Raw genomic sequence first — 15,587 nt, 5'->3', positions numbered from 1 at the left:
GAGCTTATTTTGGGCCTGTATTTGGCCCTGCATTTGGCCCTGCATTTGGAAGGAGGCTTACGGCGTGGAAGCAATGTCATCACTCATGGACGCATTCATTGCATTCCTGCACATGCTGATGGCAACGCCGTTCTTCTACCCGCTGCTCAGCCTTGTCATTGTGGGCGACGCCATCTGCCCCCTCCTGCCCAGCGAAACCATTCTTAACCTGGCCGGGGCATTCTCCGCGTCCCAAGGTGTACCCGATCTGAAGTACACCATCATCGCCGCCATCATCGGTGGTGTGGTTGGAGACAATATCTGTTTCGCCCTCGGCGGCCGCCTCATCGGCGTGGTCAACCGCCTCGACCCAGACTCCAAAGCCGGCCAAGCCATCCAATGGGTGCGTCGCAACATGAAACGCAGCGCCGGCATCACCATCCTCGTCGGCCGTTTCCTCCCCTGGGCCAGGTGGGTCGCCACCATTGTTTTTGCTTCCGTTGGCTACAACTGGTTCGCCTTCTTTATTTACGACACCATCGGTGTCATCCTCTGGGCCACCCTCGCCGTGGGCTTGGGCTACGCAGGCGGCTCCTTGCTTGCGGATTACCCCCTGCTCGCCATGATCGTCGGCGTTGCGCTGGGGTCCTTGGTTGGCCTGATCATCCAGCGTGTTCAGAACTGGTTCTTTGAAACCCGCGACATCCGCCGGGGTGTGTCGGAGGTCTAGGGGTTTCGGGCTGGTTTGTGGCTGGTTTGTGGCTGGTTTTGGCTGGTTTTGGCGCTTTGAGCGGCGGTCCCTGACAAATCGTGCAGCAGGCCCTTAGTGCCAGGGACAAAACCCCAGGTCGCCAATTTTGCCTTGTCAACTTTGTCAGGATCTGCGGTTCCCCTCTGACAAATGTGACGTGACGCCCTCAATGCCAGGGTGGTGACCTGGGCAAACGCAAACCGCGTTGTCAACTTTGTCAGCCACTCCCCCAACGAAAAAGCCCCCACCACCGGGGCGGGGACTATCAAGAGCGGTAAACGCCCGAGGTAACAAAACGCTAGATGACGTTTACCTGCTGGGCCTGCGGGCCCTTCTGGCCTTCGCCAACCTCGAACTCAACCTGCTGGTTCTCTTCGAGGGTGCGGAAGCCGGAGCCCTGAATCTCGGAGTAGTGAACGAAGAGGTCTGCGGAGCCGTCGCTTGGTGCGATGAAGCCGTAGCCTTTTTCTGCGTTGAACCACTTGACAGTTCCAGTTGCCATTGTGTGTTTGGACCTTTCGAAAGACGTGATGTTCTTGGAGTTGTCGTCCACCAGGACTTCGAAAGACCTGGCGCCCGCGTGCACAATCCTCGCGAGCGCCGCCGTAGGGCGCGCACAAAATCTGTGAACGTTTCCCAGTCTGCCACGAATTGGCCTGCGCGGCTACCCTGCTTGCATGGAAGATTTCGGCGACAGTCTCATTGGTTCCCTCAAGCGCCGTCTGCCGCATTCCACCATCACGCATGTTGAGAAGGTGCCGCCGTGCCCGGCGCGTTTCGCCAGCTGGCCAGCGTGGGTTGAGCCGAGTTTGGAGCAGTTGCTTGTTCACGCCGACGTCACCCACCCCTACATCCACCAATCAGCAACCGCGGAGCATGCGTGGGCGGGGCGTGATGTGGTGGTGGCAACGGGGACGTCTTCAGGCAAGTCGCTTGGTTATCAGCTGCCGGTGTTGTCTGCGCTGGCTGCGGATGAGAAGGCGTGTGCGTTGTATGTGACGCCGACGAAGGCGTTGGGCTCTGACCAGTTGCAGGCAACCACGCAGATGGTGCGGGGTGCGGCAGGACTGCGTGCGGCCAATATCAGCCCGGCACCGTATGACGGGGATACGCCGCAGGAGGCGCGGGCGGGGATTCGGGAGCAGTCGCGGTTTGTGTTCACCAACCCGGACATGTTGCACTCGGGAATCTTGGCTGGTCATCAGCGGTGGGCGCGGCTGCTTCGGCATTTGCGGTACGTGGTGGTGGATGAGTGCCACACCTACCGCGGGGTGTTTGGGGCGAACGTTGCGTTGGTGCTGCGTCGGTTGATCAGGATTGCGGAGGCTTACGGCTCAACGCCGACGTTTATTTTTGCCTCTGCAACCGCTGCGGATCCGGCGGGCCAGGCGTCCAGGTTGTGCGGGCGCGAGGTCATTGCGGTGACGGAGGACGGTGCGCCCACCGGTGAGCGCACCATCGCCCTGTGGGAACCGGGCTTTATCGAGGGCCCGGACGCCCCGACCGCGGACAATGGTGCGCCGGTGCGCTACGCCGCCACCACCGAGGCAGCTGGCATCATGGCGCAGCTGATTGCAGACGGCGCACGTACCCTCACCTTCGTCCGCTCCCGGCGCGCGGCGGAGATCGTGGCCATGCGCACCCAGGAGGAGCTGGTTCTTTTGGGCAGGCCGGATTTTGCCGAGCGGGTGGCGTCATATCGTGCGGGCTATCTGGCGGAGGATCGTCGCAAGTTAGAGCGCGCACTTGATGAGGGCGAGTTGCTCGGCATGGCCACCACCAATGCACTTGAGTTGGGCATTGACGTTGGTGGGTTGGACGCTGTGGTGATGGCGGGGTTTCCGGGGACGGTTGCGTCGTTTCGTCAACAAGCAGGGCGCGCGGGCAGGCGGGGTCAGCATTCGGTGGCGGTGCTGGTGGCGCGCGATGACCCGATGGATACCTACCTGGTGCATCACCCGGAGGCGCTTTTGCGCAAGCCGGTGGAAAACAGTGTGTTTAATCCCTCCAATCCGTATTTGCTTCGTGGGCATGTGTACTGCGCGGCCGTTGAGCGCCCGCTGACCAGCGCGGACATTGAGACCTTCGGTGCTGCCGAAGTGGTGGACGAGCTGGTCGACGGCGGTTTCCTGCGCAAGCGCGGGGAGCACTACTTTGCCGTGCCGCAGCTGCAGGGGGAGATCTCCCCGGAGACGGCGCACGCGAACGTGTCGTTGCGCGGCGGGTCCGGCCAGGAGGTGGCGATTGTGGACGTCACCGACGGCCGCCTGCTTGGCACCGTGGATGCGGCGCGCGCGATGAGCCAGGTTCACGACGGCGCCGTGTACATCCACCAGGGCGAACAATTCGTCGTGGACACGCTGGACCTGGAGGACTACGTGGCGCTTGTGACGCCGGAAACCCCGGACTACACCACGCAGGCGCGCTCCACCACGGACATCACCATCCTGGGCACACCAACTGAGCTGACCAACCCCTCGCCGGGGCTGTGGGTGGCCAATGTGGATGTTGAGGTGGTTGACCGGGTGACGGGCTATGTGGTCCGGCTTGCGGACGGCACCGTGTCCGAACACATCCCGCTCGACCTGCCAGAACAACGCCTGATCACCCGGGCGGTGGCCTACACCATCGATCCCATGACACTGGACGCGATGGGCATTTCCGCAGGCGAAATTCCCGGCGCGCTGCACGCCGCGGAACACGCAGCCATTGGCCTGTTGCCCCTGCTTGCAACGTGCGACCGCTGGGACATCGGCGGGGTATCCACCGCACTGCACCCAGACACGATGCTGCCCACCGTGTTTGTCTACGACGGCCATCCCGGCGGCGCAGGTTTCGCCGACGAGGGCTTCCGCCGCTTCCACGAATGGATCACCGCCACCTACGAGGCGGTGCGCGCCTGCGGGTGTGAGGACGGCTGCCCCTCGTGTGTGCACTCGCCGAAGTGCGGCAACGGCAACCAGCCGCTGGACAAACACGCCGCGCTCAAGCTGCTTGGCGCGCTTGTCACCATGACGTCGGGGCAGAGCATGACGTCGGGGCAGAGCCCCTCCGTCATGAAGAAAGAGAAGGATTAAAGCGGGCCCGCCCGGGCGTGGCCGGTGGCTGTGCGGATGGTGCGGGGGATGGCGGTTGTGGTGGTGACGTGGCCGTCGATAAGCAAGCAATGCTCCAAGGTGGCCGAGTTGAGCTCAGCGGTGCGTCGGGCAACCGCGCAGGCGTCTGCACCCTGGTAAAGGGCGGTGGCGCCCGCAACGGCGGCGAGCTCAGCGGCTACCTGGGCGCGGTGGGAATCCGCAACCGAACCGCCGATCACCGCCACGGAGGCGGCCAGGGCGACGACGGCGCTGACGATGCCGGCAGAGGTGACGGTGCTCATTGGTACTCCACGGGGAAGATGGCCTGGGCGCGCATGGTGCCAATGGCTGCGGGGACGCGCGCGGTGGCGGTGACTAGGCCTGCGGATTCGCTGATCGCTACCTCACCGCGCGGGGGTTGGTAGCTCACGCCGATGGCGGCCGAGCGGGCCGCCGCACCCGCGATGTCCACTGCGGAGATAAACGCCGCGATGGTGGCAATACCCCCGATGATGGCCGCGGTGACGGTGACCAGCACGGTCATGGACAGTGCGGTTTCGATGGTGCTCATGGCTCAACCTTGGGTGCGGCTACTTGGGGCGGTCATTGAGCGCGTCCGTGATCACGGACTCAATGGCGCTACTTACGCCGTTGCTGTTGACCACCATGTACAGCACGCCGGCAAGGGCGGCGGCCGCCAAAGAGCCAAAGGCGTATTCGATGGTGGATAAGCCTCTATCGTTACGCAGCTTCTCTGCTGTTTGCGCGAGGTAATCGCCCATTTTCAGCTGTGCGATCAGGGCAAAAGTGTGGATGCGGTTCATGATTGTTCCTTTCACGTTTTTGTTAGTGCATTAATTGAGCATGTCTGCGCCCAGGCTGATCACCACTGGTGCCAGGCCAAGGACGAAGAACGCCGGGAGGAAAAACGCCGTCAAGGGGATGGCGATGAGCACCCCGGCGCGTTCCGCTTTCGCCGTGGCGGCGTCGGCGGAGGTGGATCGGAGGCGTTCGGCGATGCGCGTGCAGCCGTTGGCAAGCGCAGTACCGGACGCGTTGGACAAGGTGACAAGGTCTGTCAGGTCCGCTCCCCCAGGCAGGGGGCACAGTTCGGACCAGGCGCGCTCGGGGTGTGCCCCAAGCGCCAAAAGTGCGGCCGTGGTGTGCCAGGGACTCGCCCCGGATGGGTAGGTGTCCGCCACCGTTGCCGCCGCGAGCGCAGGGGGAAGCCCCGCGGTGACGCAGGCGGCGAACAGGGCGATGTCACTGGCACACCGGTTGTGATCCGCCGTCGGGGGGCCATCGCGAGGGCGGTGTTGCGCGGGCTCACCAGTACCCGCGCCAGTTCCCGCTGTTGACACGCGCCTGCTTGGCGACGGCACACCCACCAACACAGCAAGCGCCATCAACACAAAGGTCAGTGGAGAAATCATGCGGCGGCCCTCCTGATAATCGCCCCGGAGGCCAGCACGCCGCCGCATACGAAGGCGGTGCCCACCAACAGCAGCGCCGAGCCGATCCCCGGACCGAGCAGCAGTCCGACGGGGTTAGCACCCATGGCGCTGCCCATGGCTATCCCGCCAAGCGGCAACAGCGAGAGCACCGTGGCGGTGGTCTTTGGCCCGGTGAGTGCGGCATCGGTGGCGGCGCGGTGTTGCAGGCGGGTGTCTATCTCATCGCGGGCGGTGGCCAACAGGCTGGCAATAGGCACACCACGGGTCTGCGCGCAGCGCCACAAACACGCCACCCGTTCTAGCTCAGGGGTGGTCAGGGTCGGTGGCAGGCTGCCTTGGTGGGTGAAGGTGGTGAGCAGGGAGACGTCGTGAAGCAAAGTCCGAGGTACGCCTGCGGGGAGGCGTTCTGCGGCGCGCGCTGCGGCATCCGCCATGGTCGCACCGGCACTCACGCCTTCGGCCAGGTGCCCAATGAACGTTGCGGCCGCCTGTGCCCCGGCCAACCGAAGGCGCGAGTTGCGACGTTCCTGCAGCGTGTACACCACAACAGCCGCCGCCATAGCCAAGGCAATGACCACGCCAGCGCGCCCAACACTGAACGCGACCAGGCTGACCACGCCCACCCCAACCGGGATCCAGGCGGGGCTGAAAGGGCGAGAAGCAGCATCCACCCGGCTCGCAGGCCTTGGCGGGTGCAGCACCAACGCCGCAGCACACAGCAGCGCAACCTTGACACTCATGGCGCCACCTCCGCAAACCCAGGGTGCGCGCCGGTGTCGGCGTCCCACACCACGCGCATGCGCACCACGCCATCGGCCGCATCGAGCACGCCGATCTGTTGTACGCAGCGCTTCCCGCTTGCCAGCCGGCGCACCACCACAACCACATCCACCGCCGCTGCCAGCTGCGCGTGCAACCCGGCGCGGTCCAAACCGCCCAAGGCGGCGAGCGCCTCTAAGCGTGCAGGCACTTCCTCGATGGAGTTAGCGTGCAGGGTGCCCGCGCCGCCGTCGTGGCCGGTGTTAAACGCCGCCAGCAGGTCGATGACCTCGGCGCCGCGGATCTCACCAACCACAATGCGATCCGGGCGCATGCGCAGTGCTTGGCGCACCAGGTCTGCAATCGTGATCTCGCCGGCGCCCTCCGTGTTCGCCCCGCGTGTGGACAGGTTCAGCACGTGCGGGTGCGAAGGTGTCAGCTCCAGGGTGTCTTCGATGGCCAGGATCCGCTCGGCTGGGTCCACCTCCGCCAGGAGGGCAGACAGCAGCGTGGTTTTTCCGGAGCCAGTGCCTCCGACAACCAAAAACGTCTTGCGCTCAGCAACGACGGCGCGCAGCACCTCGGCGACGTCTTCGGGCACCGAACCGCGTGAGACCAGGTCGTCCAGGCGAGCGGTGGCGGTGTGGAGGACTCGTAAAGAAATGCAGGTGCCGTGTGCAGACGTCGGCGCCAACACCGCATGAAAACGCAGCAACGTGCCGTCTGCGCGGCGCAGGTGGCCGTCCGCAAAGGGGTGCGCGTCATCCAACCTGCGCCCGCAGCGAAGCGCCAGGCGCGTGGCCAAACGCCGCACGTCCTCTTCCGCAGCGAACAACTGCTGGGTGACGCGCTCCAAGCCGTGGCCGGAATCCACAAACACCGCATCCGCACCGTTGACGCAGATGTCCGTCACGTCCCCGCTGGCCAGCAGCGCCTCCAAGGGCCCGGCACCCGTGGTGTCTTCGCGCAGGCGGCGCATGAGATCCAGCACGTCCAAGTCACTGATCACCACCGCTTCCTCGCGAATCAGCTGGGCAAGGCGCTGGGCGGTGGGTGCGCCCGGCTCGTCTGCAAGCCTGCGCTGTACCTTGGCCAAAACCTCCTCGTGCGTGCTCATCGCGCACCCCCAGCCCCAACGCCAACTTCAGCCAGCACCGCATCCGCCGCACGAGCAAGCGGGCGCGGCAACCTCGCAGGCAGCCCGGCGCGCTCCACGGTTTTGGTCAGCCCCCGGCAATCGGCCAGCTCCGCCACCACGTTGGAAATCGCAATGCGCTCCACCTCCCCAGCGCTCAGGGACTCCCAGCCGTGCCTGCGAAACACCAGCCCATGCGGCACGCTCTTCGCGGCCAACTGCGCCACAATCCGCGCCGCCGACGCCGCCGCCCGCAGCTGCCCCGGCACCACCACAAGCGCCAGGTCACAACGCTGCGGCACCAGCTCCACCGGCACGTCCAGCACGGTCACGCCCGAGGAACCCAAAGCAGTGGCAACGGCGTCGATGTCGTTGGGTTGGGGCAGTGCAACGTCAGCAAGCATGGAGCGCGGAAACGTCAGCACGGCAACATCGTCACTGCTCACGGGCAGCGCGCGGCGCACGTCCGCACGCGCAATCGCCCCCTCGCCAAAGGCTACCTCACCCCAGCGCGCGCCCGGAACATCCTCCAGCCCCAGCAGCAGATCCAGCCCGCCGGAGTGCGCATGCCCGTCCACCAAGGTGGCACCGGGAGCTTTCTTGCTTATCGACGCCCCAAACGTAGACACCCCCACTCCCCCACACGCCCCAACCAGCGCAATCACCTTCCCGCCGCGGCTAGCCGCCGGCGTGCGCTGCGTGAGCTGCGTATACAGTGCGCCTAGCGCCTTGAGCAGCTCCGCCGCCTGCAGCGGCAAGGCAAACGTGCGGGGAGTCGCTGGGTCAACATCGTGCGTGATGTGGAAGGTGTTGGGAGTGGGGTTACACGTGGCGTCTGTAAGCACGGCGAAGGCTCTCTGCTGAATGCGGGCGAGCTGAGCCGGGTCGGGGACCTCAATGATGGGCCTGCCTGTGGCGGCGGCGATGTGGATGGCCTCCGGGTGCAGCAGCGGATCATCCACTGCCACAGCGATAGGTGTTGAGCTGCGCTGATTCATAAAAACAGCGTGCAATCCGTGAAACCAAACATCAACGGCCGCGCAAAAACCTGTGGATAACCCCCGATTTTTGTTGACGCATCAACACGAAATTGTGGATAACTTTTTGAACCACCTGGGAATTCGCCGAAACAAGGCCTGTCCCAGAGTGTTCTCTCCGCGCAAATCAGTACACTCACAAACTATGACTGCTGCGTTCTTTGATCTGGATAAAACGATCATTGCAACGTCATCCGCGTTCGCTTTCGGCAAAGAATTCATGCACAACGGCATGATCACCCGCGCCGAAGCCCTCGAACTCTACTGGGCAAAAGTGTCATACATGCTGGTAGGACAGTCCAGCGAGAAGATGGACTCCACGCGCGACGCACTCGCGCAACTTGTTGAGGGCTGGAAGGTTGAAGACGTTCAGCGCATCACCCAGGAAACGATGCGCACCGTAGTCACCCCTGCCATCTACACCGAAGCCCGCGAGCTGATTAACCAGCACAAAGCCGCAGGCCACGACGTGATTATCATCTCCGCCTCCGCGTCCATCCTGGTGGAGCCAATCGCGCGCGAGCTGGGCATTGACACCGTCGTTGCCACCGAAATGGGTGTGGAAGACGGCCGCCTGACCGGCGAGATCACCAACTACCTCAAGGGCGACGCCAAGGCAGACGCCGTCCGCCGCTTCGCCGAAGAGCACGGCTACAACCTGGCCGAAAGCTACGCGTACTCCGACTCCGCCACGGACATCCCCATGCTTGAGATGGTAGGCAACCCCGTGGCCGTCAACCCAGAGCGCGCGCTGAAGAAGCACGCGGCCGCCAACGGCTGGGAGATCCGCATCTTCAAAAACCCGGAGCCGCTCATCCAAATGCCGAACGCCCGCGAGGTCACCATCGGCGCCAGCGTTGTTGCAGGTATCGCCGCCGTGGCCCTGGCCGCGACGCTACTGACCAGGCAGCTGCTGAAAGATAAGCGCTCGGCGTAGCAGCATGTTTTCAGCGCGGCCAGCTAAATGTGGCTAGTGTTGTATGGGATAAATAAACGTTCAGGAAGGTATAAACAGTGAGCAACAAAGGCCTGTACACCAGCGGCACCGACGCAGTGGACTCCATGGCAGACTCCGTGGTGAATTCCATTCCGCTTTATGAAACCGGCACCACCAAGCCCGGCAATGACTCCATTGGCACGCTAATCTCGAATGCGTCTGAGCAGGTATCCACCCTGGTCCGCGGCGAGATTGAGCTGGCCAAGGCCGAGGTTATGGGTTCTGTAAAGAAGGGCGCGGTAGGCGGTGGCCTCTTCGGCGCCGCCGGCGTTATCGCCCTTTACGCAACCTTCTTCCTCTTCTTCGCTTTCGCTGAGATGTTGGCGTCCTGGATGCACCGCGGCTGGGCGTTCCTCATCGTCTTCCTTATCATGATCGCCCTGGCTGGCCTCATGGCGTTGATCGGTTTCCGCAGCGTGAAGAAGATTCAGGCGCCGAAGCGCACCATCGACAGCGTTAATGAGCTCAAGAACCTGGTCCCGGGCCAGGCGCAGGCAAACCTGACCAAGAACGAGGCTGGCCTGTACACCTCGGGCACCTCGCGCTAAACCCCGAACGTGGTTTCCCCCAACGTGGTGGAGCTCGACGGTGAGTTCACCCACCGCATGCTGCACACACGCGGCGTTCGCCTTCACGTGGCGGACGCCGCGTCGGCGTCTTCAGAGTTGATCCTGCTGATCCACGGCGCGCTCGGCGCATGGGTGGATTTCAAGGATGTCATCGCCCCGCTTGCCTCCCACGGCTACCACGTTGCGGCCCTTGACCTGCGCGGGTACGGCATGAGTGACAAGCCCGCTCATCGCGCGGGCAGCTGGTTGCACATTTTGCTTGGGGACGTCCACGGTGCCATCCACACCCTCGGCCACACAACAGCCACCGTTGTCGGCGCTGACACTGGCGCCATCATCGCCCGCGCTGCCGCTGCACGAAACCCGCAGGTTATCCAGCGCGTTGTTACGCTTCCGCCCAGCCGCGGCCTGGCTGCTTATGGTGCCCGTGTGAGCCCACGCCTGCTGGGCGCCAGCGCTCGCGTGAAAGACCACATTTGGCGAGCCAGCCTGGCCGCTGATACCTCCCCCGCCTTCCACAACACCCCACGCTTCGAGGAGTTCCTGCACTTAAGAACCTTGGCGCGCGAGATTGACCACGCCCTGCCCCACATCGTGGAAACCTCCCGGCTGCGGCCAGTGTTGCCTGGCCTGCGGCGTGGTGCTGGCGTTGGTTCTCGCGCTGCTGCCCCTGACGCCAGCTCCTGGTTCAGTGCAGCGCCCCACATCGAGGACCCGGACCGCTTCGTGGAAACGCTGATCAGCACCCTGCGCTAGAGCACCACGCCAGCTGCTACCCGCCGACGCAAGCTTGCGTATCCGCGGGAACGCGAAGCGTGCGCACGTCGCCAATCCGCTCGCGCACCTGCGATGCGGTCAGGGCGTAGCCGGTTTCGGCGTTGTCCATCGCGGCGCCGAAGATCATGCCCACTACGTCACCATCCACGTCAACCAGCGGGCCGCCGGAATTGCCTTGGCGGACGCTGCCGCGGATGGCGTACGCCTCCCTATCCACACGCCCAGCTGCGTAGATGTCAGGCCCGGAGATGTTCAGGCGACCTCGTACGCGGGCGGGGGCAGCTTCGAAGGGTCCGGATTGGGGGTAGCCGAGGATCACGGTGGCGTCGTTAGGCAAAAGCTCCTGGGCGGACCACTGGAGTGGGTCGATGCCCAGCTGCGGGGAGTGGAGGACGGCGATGTCCACATCCGGGTCGTAGAGCACCACCTCGGCCTCTTTGACACCAATGACGGTGTCCAGCGCGACAACGTTGGTGCCGGCGACAACGTGGGCGTTGGTCAGAACGTAGTCATTATCAATGACAAAGCCGCTGCCGGTGAGGCGGCGCTGGCACACGCTGGAATCACCCAGCACCTGCACCACGGCCGGACGGACCTCAGCCAACATGGATTCACGCACACGCGCCGGATCCGGCGCGTCCACCTGCGCAACCCTCGGGCCGAACGGCGGTACCAGCGGCGGCAAACCGGACTGGTCCAGCATCGCGGCCATACGCAGCGGCATCTGGCTAATGCCTGCAGGCGCTACCTGGTCAATCGTCCCAAACACCTTGGAGGCGCGCAGCGTGTCGCCCACCGGACCCTGCACGGATGCCGCCAGCGGGATGGAGATAAACCACAGCACTAGGCTCATCGCCAAAGCCTGGAACGCGGCGCCGAAAAGGGAGTCAACGCGGCGCACCCACCGCCTGCGCACGCTGCCACGTACCTGCGCACCCGCAGCCGAGCCGGCGATGTTGCCCACGGCCACAAAACCGACAACCAGCAGCACCAAGATCGCAATACGCAGCACGCGCGAATCTGTCACGTCAAGCGCAAAGGGTGCGATCGCCAGCGCCACCACAAGCCCGGCCACCACGCCAATGGCAGCGAAGACGGACGCCAGCGCACCAGAGCGCCACCCGCCAATAAGCGAGAGCACAATCAGTGCAACCAGAGCCAAATCCAAAAACATCGGCGTTAGTGTAGCTGGCGTTTAGCGCTCATCGTTGCAGGAACGTGCCAAGGCGTCATCAAGCGGATGGCGGGTGGTGTGGTCCCAGGGGCGGGACCAACCGGCGGCGTCTAGAAGCTTGGCTATCACCCCGGCGGTAAAACCCCACACCAGGTAGCAGCGCGCCCAGAACGCCGGACCGGACCACCTCTGAAACTTCACTTTCAAGCGTTTCGACGGATCCACCAAGTGTGCAATCGGAATGAAGAACACGTCATCGGTTTCAATCTCGCTGGCCGGATACACCTCACCGGGGTCCGCGGCGTAGGCAATCACTGGGCGCACACGCTTGCGCGAGCCACCTGTGGTGATCACGTCTAACACCGCAAGCGGCGTCACGCGGTGGCGTTCAAGGCCGGTCTCTTCGGTTGCCTCGCGCAGGGCGGCATCCACCGGCCCGCGGTCTTCCGGGTCAATACGGCCGCCGGGAAACGCCATCTGGCCAGAGTGGTGGCGCATGTTGGGATGGCGGTGGGTGATTAACAACGCGGCGTCTTCAGGCAAATCACCCTGATCCGCGCCAGTGAACAGCACCAGCACTGCGGCATCAGCCGGCTCGGAAGGATCCGGGTCGCCCAAAGCGTCAATGAGCGGGCGCAGCCAGCTGGGTGCGCGCTCAGGGGTGAGCGCTACGTCCATCTAGTTAACCTGCCCGATCAGCGCCTCAAGCTCTTCCACGCTCGCGTACGTCTGCGGGTATACGCCGACCTGCTCGCCGTCCTTGTACACCAGCAGCAGCGGCACCACGTTCGGCAGCGCCAACTGGCCTGCAAACTTGCCGGAATCATCCTGGTAGCTGGGGTAAGACACGTCTAGTTCATCCAGCAGCGCAATGCCGTTCTCAGCGTTGGCGTCCGCATGTACGCCAACCACGCTGACCTCAGGGTGCTCGCGGGCGAACTGGTCTAGCACCGGCAGCTCCTCGCGGCACGGCACGCACCACCACGCCCACACGTTGACCAGCGTGACGTCCGCAAACTGGCCCGGCTCCTCCGCGCCACCAAGGCACGGCAGATCAACGCCGCCAACACCACCGGCAACACAGTCCGGGCGGTTGCCGGAGTACTCCGCGGCAGGCGCCATGACTTCGGAGCGCTGGGCGCTCATCGAGGGGTCGAACGAAGAAGCCAACGACGCGTCCGGGCCCCCATCGGGCCCACCGCGGAGCAGGGCAAACGCCCCAGCAAGGATGAACACTGTGGCCACACCAGCGGCAACCACAGATGCCATTGCTTGCTTATTCACTCGCCTCCTCCATTCCGGGCTCTTCAAATCCGGCCATGCGCAGAATATGTTCGCGTTCTACGCCTTTGACCAGTGCAGCGGCTTCTTCCGGGTTTATAGGTCCGGCGCCGAAGCTTGGACAGTCAAATGCTATCGGACACACCCCACACGCCGGCTTCCGGGCATGGCATACGCGCCGCCCGTGGAAAATGATGCGGTGGGAAAACATGGTCCACTCGCGTTTTTCCAGCAGTTCGCCCACTGCGTGTTCAATCTTTACCGGGTCAGTTTCCTGCGTAAACATCAGCCGTTTCACCAGGCGTTGGAAGTGGGTGTCCACCGTCAAACCGGGCAGCCCGAAGGCGTTGCCGCGAACCACGTGCGCGGTTTTGCGCCCAACGCCGGGCAGGGTGACCAGGTCTTCCAGCGCCACTGGGACCTCACCGCCGTAATCGCTGACCAGTTTTTGTCCCAGCCCGATGAGGTTGGCGGCTTTGGAGCGGAAGAATCCGGTGGAGCGGATGATTTCTTCAACTTCCGCCTGGTTAGCCTCCGCGTAGGCTTCGGCGGTTGGATACTTTGCAAACAGTGCGGGGGTGACTTGGTTTACGCGCACGTCTGTGGTCTGCGCGGACAGTGCGGTTGCCACAAGCAGCTCAAGCGGGTTGGAGAAGTCCAGCTCAGCGTGCGCATCAGGATAGGTTTTCGCCAGCGTACGGTTGATTCTCCGTGCGCGCCGCACAAGCCCCAGCCGGGTTTCGGTCCCCTTTGCTGCGGGGTGTTTGCCCCGCCGGTGGGAGCTTTTGCTTATCGACGCCATACGCACACCCTACAATCATCCCCATGACCATCATCGCCGCCATCATTGTTCCGCTATTTCTTGGGCTGTTTACCATTGGCATGGAGCGGATGGAACAGGCCGCGCTAGGCACTACGGGGGATTTGGCCACGAACACTGCCGTGTGATGGTAGTCTCAACATGGTTTAGAGACTGATTACGTCACAGGAATATGTTACAGGAGGTTCCGATGGAAGACGTGCAGGCAATCCTCGCACGGGCAGGCATCTTCCAGGGCGTTGACCCTGACGCTGTCGCCGCCCTGATTGCGGATATGGAGACTGTCACGTTCCCGCGTGGCACCACCATCTTTGATGAGGGCGAACCGGGCGACCGCCTCTACATTATTGTGGACGGGAAAGTGAAGCTCGCCCGCCATGCCCCCGACGGCCGCGAGAACCTGCTCAGCGTCATGGGCCCATCCGACATGTTCGGCGAGCTGTCCATCTTCGACCCGGGCCCGCGCACCTCTTCCGCCGTGTGCGTCACGGAAGTCACTGCGGCAACGATGAACTCCACGATGCTCAAGCAGTGGATTGACACCCACCCGGAGATCTCCCAGCAGCTGCTTCGCGTGCTGGCGCGTCGTCTGCGTCGTACCAACGCGTCGCTGGCAGACCTCATTTTCACGGACGTTCCGGGCCGCGTGGCCAAGACGCTTCTGCAGCTGGCTAACCGCTTTGGCATGCAGGAAGGCGGCGCCCTGCGCGTCAACCACGACCTGACCCAGGAAGAGATCGCCCAGCTTGTTGGCGCTTCCCGTGAGACCGTGAACAAGGCACTGGCCACCTTCGCTCACCGCGGCTGGATCCGCCTGGAGGGCAAGAGCGTGCTCATCGTGGACACGGAGCACCTAGCTCGCCGCGCCCGCTAAATCTGCTCGCTAGTTCGCCTGAGCTACGCAAACGAAAAGCCGCCCCAAAAAGGGCGGCATTTTCGTCAGTACTGAAATGACCTTACTGGTCTGCCTGCAGGTAGCGCAGGGCAACGCGGGTGGACTGCTCGGCGGCGCCGCGCAGGACGGGGTCAACGTCGTCATAAATCGCGTCTACAAGCGTGTTGATGTCCGCGTCCTGACCGTGGGTGGCCAGAGCTTCGCGGATCTGCTCAAGACGCTGGTTACGGCGGTCGATGTACTTGCGTGCGTACGCCGAAAGATCCTCGCCTTCTGGGCCGTGGCCCGGCAGCAGCATGACGCCGCGGCCGTCTTCCTCCAGCTTGGCCAGCGTCTCCAGGTAGAGGCCCAGATCACCATCCGTCTCAGAGATCATCGTGGTGTGGCGGCCCGCGATGGTGTCGCCGGTGATGATGCCCTCAGGGGCACCTTCAGGCTCACCCGGGTAGACGTACAGGCACACGCAGTCAGAGGTGTGGCCCGGGGTGTGGACAACCTTCAGCTTGGGGGTGACACCGTCAACGGAGATGACCTCCCCGTCCTGCAGCGGCTCAACGCCGTCGGAGCAGTAGTTCGGGTCAAATGCACGCACCGGTGCGCCGGTGAGCTGACGGAAACGCTCCGCGCCATCGGCGTGGTCGTGGTGGCGGTGGGTCAAAATGATCAGGGCGACCTTGTCGGCTTTGGCCTGCAGCACGTTGAGATGACCCTCATCTGCTGGGCCCGGGTCAACAACAATGCTGTACTCATCCTCAGGATCCCGGATTACCCAGGAGTTCGTGCCCTCAAGGGAGCCGTAGCTGGGGTTGGGGGCGAGCACGACGGCGGCGTTCGCCGTCACTGGACGCAACTGGCTATATGCAGGGTGCTTCATGTCTTCTA

Annotated in this window: 20 protein-coding genes; 7 read left to right on the top strand and 13 right to left on the bottom strand. The window is 63.8% G+C overall.

Translation table 11 applies throughout. The features are described 5' to 3' along the window. The first annotated feature begins 85 nt into the window (after nucleotides 1–85). Nucleotides 86–709: a DedA family protein gene (locus I6I71_RS03915; RefSeq protein ID WP_232305714.1), complete on the top strand. Its 624-nt coding sequence runs from the start codon at nucleotides 86–88 to the stop codon at nucleotides 707–709. Nucleotides 710–1,028: 319 nt separating this feature from the next. On the opposite strand, the gene I6I71_RS03910 is transcribed toward I6I71_RS03915, so the two are convergent. Continuing rightward, a complete protein-coding gene (locus I6I71_RS03910) occupies nucleotides 1,029–1,232 on the bottom strand; it encodes a cold-shock protein (protein WP_052206482.1) in 204 nt (67 codons plus the stop codon). Nucleotides 1,233–1,407: 175 nt separating this feature from the next. On the opposite strand from I6I71_RS03910, the gene I6I71_RS03905 reads away from it, so the two are divergent. After that, the gene (locus I6I71_RS03905) at nucleotides 1,408–3,807 is read left to right on the top strand and encodes a DEAD/DEAH box helicase (protein WP_201822415.1); all 2,400 of its coding nucleotides are present in this window, start codon (nucleotides 1,408–1,410) and stop codon (nucleotides 3,805–3,807) included. Here the strand turns inward: I6I71_RS03905 and I6I71_RS03900 are convergent. The 7 genes from I6I71_RS03900 to ssd form a co-directional block, all read right to left on the bottom strand. Beyond that, a complete protein-coding gene (locus tag I6I71_RS03900) occupies nucleotides 3,804–4,109 on the bottom strand; it encodes an Rv3654c family TadE-like protein (RefSeq protein WP_201822405.1) in 306 nt (101 codons plus the stop codon). The genes I6I71_RS03905 and I6I71_RS03900 overlap by 4 nt on opposite strands. Beyond that, complete coding sequence (locus tag I6I71_RS03895; protein WP_201822403.1) at nucleotides 4,106–4,378, bottom strand: hypothetical protein; 273 nt, start codon at nucleotides 4,376–4,378, stop codon at nucleotides 4,106–4,108. The genes I6I71_RS03900 and I6I71_RS03895 overlap by 4 nt, the downstream gene beginning before the upstream one ends. A 19-nt stretch (nucleotides 4,379–4,397) precedes the next feature. Then, a complete protein-coding gene (locus I6I71_RS03890; protein WP_070494245.1) occupies nucleotides 4,398–4,589 on the bottom strand; it encodes a DUF4244 domain-containing protein in 192 nt (63 codons plus the stop codon). A 72-nt stretch (nucleotides 4,590–4,661) separates the two neighbouring features. Continuing rightward, nucleotides 4,662–5,240 (bottom strand): type II secretion system F family protein, encoded by a 579-nt coding sequence (locus tag I6I71_RS03885; RefSeq protein WP_201822399.1) that lies wholly within the window; start codon nucleotides 5,238–5,240, stop codon nucleotides 4,662–4,664. After that, complete coding sequence (locus I6I71_RS03880) at nucleotides 5,237–6,001, bottom strand: type II secretion system F family protein (protein WP_201822391.1); 765 nt, start codon at nucleotides 5,999–6,001, stop codon at nucleotides 5,237–5,239. The genes I6I71_RS03885 and I6I71_RS03880 overlap by 4 nt, the downstream gene beginning before the upstream one ends. Continuing rightward, a complete protein-coding gene (locus I6I71_RS03875; RefSeq protein ID WP_201822384.1) occupies nucleotides 5,998–7,137 on the bottom strand; it encodes a TadA family conjugal transfer-associated ATPase in 1,140 nt (379 codons plus the stop codon). Before I6I71_RS03875 ends, I6I71_RS03880 begins: the two co-directional genes overlap by 4 nt. Beyond that, on the bottom strand, nucleotides 7,134–8,153 hold the full coding sequence (ssd, locus tag I6I71_RS03870; protein ID WP_201822377.1) for a septum site-determining protein Ssd: 1,020 nt from the start codon (nucleotides 8,151–8,153) through the stop codon (nucleotides 7,134–7,136). The genes I6I71_RS03875 and ssd overlap by 4 nt, the downstream gene beginning before the upstream one ends. A 184-nt stretch (nucleotides 8,154–8,337) precedes the next feature. Here ssd and I6I71_RS03865 point away from each other — a divergent pair, with 184 nt between their 5' ends. The 3 genes from I6I71_RS03865 to I6I71_RS03855 all read left to right on the top strand — a co-directional run bounded on the left by I6I71_RS03865 (nucleotide 8,338) and on the right by I6I71_RS03855 (nucleotide 10,514). After that, on the top strand, nucleotides 8,338–9,129 hold the full coding sequence (locus I6I71_RS03865; RefSeq protein WP_201822375.1) for an HAD family hydrolase: 792 nt from the start codon (nucleotides 8,338–8,340) through the stop codon (nucleotides 9,127–9,129). A gap of 77 nt (nucleotides 9,130–9,206) precedes the next feature. Beyond that, nucleotides 9,207–9,737, top strand: a complete 531-nt coding sequence (locus I6I71_RS03860) for a phage holin family protein (RefSeq protein ID WP_052205542.1) — start codon at nucleotides 9,207–9,209, stop codon at nucleotides 9,735–9,737. Nucleotides 9,738–9,746: 9 nt separating this feature from the next. After that, nucleotides 9,747–10,514 carry an alpha/beta fold hydrolase gene (locus I6I71_RS03855; RefSeq protein ID WP_201822373.1) on the top strand — a complete coding sequence of 256 codons (768 nt, stop codon included), beginning with the start codon at nucleotides 9,747–9,749 and terminating at the stop codon, nucleotides 10,512–10,514. Nucleotides 10,515–10,530: 16 nt separating this feature from the next. Here the strand turns inward: I6I71_RS03855 and I6I71_RS03850 are convergent, their stop codons facing one another. The 4 genes from I6I71_RS03850 to nth are packed head-to-tail and all read right to left on the bottom strand — an operon-like array spanning nucleotide 10,531 to nucleotide 13,792. Continuing rightward, a complete protein-coding gene (locus tag I6I71_RS03850) occupies nucleotides 10,531–11,709 on the bottom strand; it encodes a MarP family serine protease (RefSeq protein ID WP_201822371.1) in 1,179 nt (392 codons plus the stop codon). 21 nt (nucleotides 11,710–11,730) lie between these two features. Beyond that, nucleotides 11,731–12,387, bottom strand: a complete 657-nt coding sequence (locus tag I6I71_RS03845) for an NUDIX hydrolase (RefSeq protein ID WP_201822364.1) — start codon at nucleotides 12,385–12,387, stop codon at nucleotides 11,731–11,733. After that, nucleotides 12,388–12,993 (bottom strand): TlpA family protein disulfide reductase, encoded by a 606-nt coding sequence (locus I6I71_RS03840; RefSeq protein WP_236587387.1) that lies wholly within the window; start codon nucleotides 12,991–12,993, stop codon nucleotides 12,388–12,390. Then, nucleotides 12,986–13,792 (bottom strand): endonuclease III, encoded by an 807-nt coding sequence (nth, locus tag I6I71_RS03835; RefSeq protein ID WP_201822362.1) that lies wholly within the window; start codon nucleotides 13,790–13,792, stop codon nucleotides 12,986–12,988. The genes I6I71_RS03840 and nth overlap by 8 nt, the downstream gene beginning before the upstream one ends. 23 nt (nucleotides 13,793–13,815) lie before the next feature. Between nth and I6I71_RS12160 the strand changes: the two genes are divergently transcribed. Beyond that, nucleotides 13,816–13,938, top strand: a complete 123-nt coding sequence (locus tag I6I71_RS12160; RefSeq protein WP_256388253.1) for a hypothetical protein — start codon at nucleotides 13,816–13,818, stop codon at nucleotides 13,936–13,938. 62 nt (nucleotides 13,939–14,000) lie between these two features. Continuing rightward, complete coding sequence (glxR, locus tag I6I71_RS03830; RefSeq protein ID WP_052205548.1) at nucleotides 14,001–14,684, top strand: CRP-like cAMP-activated global transcriptional regulator GlxR; 684 nt, start codon at nucleotides 14,001–14,003, stop codon at nucleotides 14,682–14,684. A gap of 82 nt (nucleotides 14,685–14,766) precedes the next feature. Here glxR and I6I71_RS03825 read toward each other — a convergent pair whose 3' ends face one another. Next, the gene (locus I6I71_RS03825; RefSeq protein ID WP_201822360.1) at nucleotides 14,767–15,579 is read right to left on the bottom strand and encodes an MBL fold metallo-hydrolase; all 813 of its coding nucleotides are present in this window, start codon (nucleotides 15,577–15,579) and stop codon (nucleotides 14,767–14,769) included. Between the last annotated feature and the right edge of the window lie 8 nt (nucleotides 15,580–15,587).

The sequence above is a fragment of the Corynebacterium riegelii genome (assembly GCF_016728505.1).
Lineage (GTDB): Bacteria > Actinomycetota > Actinomycetes > Mycobacteriales > Mycobacteriaceae > Corynebacterium > Corynebacterium riegelii.
The sequence above is the reverse complement of the archived record's forward strand: the minus strand, read 5'-3'. Positions and strand labels throughout refer to the sequence as shown.

Excerpts from the sequence above, each read along its gene's own strand:
- I6I71_RS03885 (WP_201822399.1), bottom strand. The coding sequence starts at position 5,240 with ATGATTTCTCCACTGACCTTTGTGTTGATGGCGCTTGCTGTGTTGGTG.
- I6I71_RS03895 (WP_201822403.1), bottom strand. The coding sequence starts at position 4,378 with ATGAGCACCATCGAAACCGCACTGTCCATGACCGTGCTGGTCACCGTC.
- I6I71_RS03905 (WP_201822415.1), top strand. The coding sequence starts at position 1,408 with ATGGAAGATTTCGGCGACAGTCTCATTGGTTCCCTCAAGCGCCGTCTG.
- I6I71_RS03850 (WP_201822371.1), bottom strand. The coding sequence starts at position 11,709 with ATGTTTTTGGATTTGGCTCTGGTTGCACTGATTGTGCTCTCGCTTATT.
- I6I71_RS03910 (WP_052206482.1), bottom strand. The coding sequence starts at position 1,232 with ATGGCAACTGGAACTGTCAAGTGGTTCAACGCAGAAAAAGGCTACGGC.
- I6I71_RS03900 (WP_201822405.1), bottom strand. The coding sequence starts at position 4,109 with ATGAGCACCGTCACCTCTGCCGGCATCGTCAGCGCCGTCGTCGCCCTG.
- I6I71_RS03825 (WP_201822360.1), bottom strand. The coding sequence starts at position 15,579 with ATGAAGCACCCTGCATATAGCCAGTTGCGTCCAGTGACGGCGAACGCC.
- I6I71_RS03845 (WP_201822364.1), bottom strand. The coding sequence starts at position 12,387 with ATGGACGTAGCGCTCACCCCTGAGCGCGCACCCAGCTGGCTGCGCCCG.
- I6I71_RS03865 (WP_201822375.1), top strand. The coding sequence starts at position 8,338 with ATGACTGCTGCGTTCTTTGATCTGGATAAAACGATCATTGCAACGTCA.
- I6I71_RS03880 (WP_201822391.1), bottom strand. The coding sequence starts at position 6,001 with ATGAGTGTCAAGGTTGCGCTGCTGTGTGCTGCGGCGTTGGTGCTGCAC.
- I6I71_RS03915 (WP_232305714.1), top strand. The coding sequence starts at position 86 with ATGGACGCATTCATTGCATTCCTGCACATGCTGATGGCAACGCCGTTC.
- ssd (WP_201822377.1), bottom strand. The coding sequence starts at position 8,153 with ATGAATCAGCGCAGCTCAACACCTATCGCTGTGGCAGTGGATGATCCG.
- nth (WP_201822362.1), bottom strand. The coding sequence starts at position 13,792 with ATGGCGTCGATAAGCAAAAGCTCCCACCGGCGGGGCAAACACCCCGCA.
- I6I71_RS03890 (WP_070494245.1), bottom strand. The coding sequence starts at position 4,589 with ATGGGCGATTACCTCGCGCAAACAGCAGAGAAGCTGCGTAACGATAGA.
- glxR (WP_052205548.1), top strand. The coding sequence starts at position 14,001 with ATGGAAGACGTGCAGGCAATCCTCGCACGGGCAGGCATCTTCCAGGGC.
- I6I71_RS03875 (WP_201822384.1), bottom strand. The coding sequence starts at position 7,137 with ATGAGCACGCACGAGGAGGTTTTGGCCAAGGTACAGCGCAGGCTTGCA.
- I6I71_RS12160 (WP_256388253.1), top strand. The coding sequence starts at position 13,816 with ATGACCATCATCGCCGCCATCATTGTTCCGCTATTTCTTGGGCTGTTT.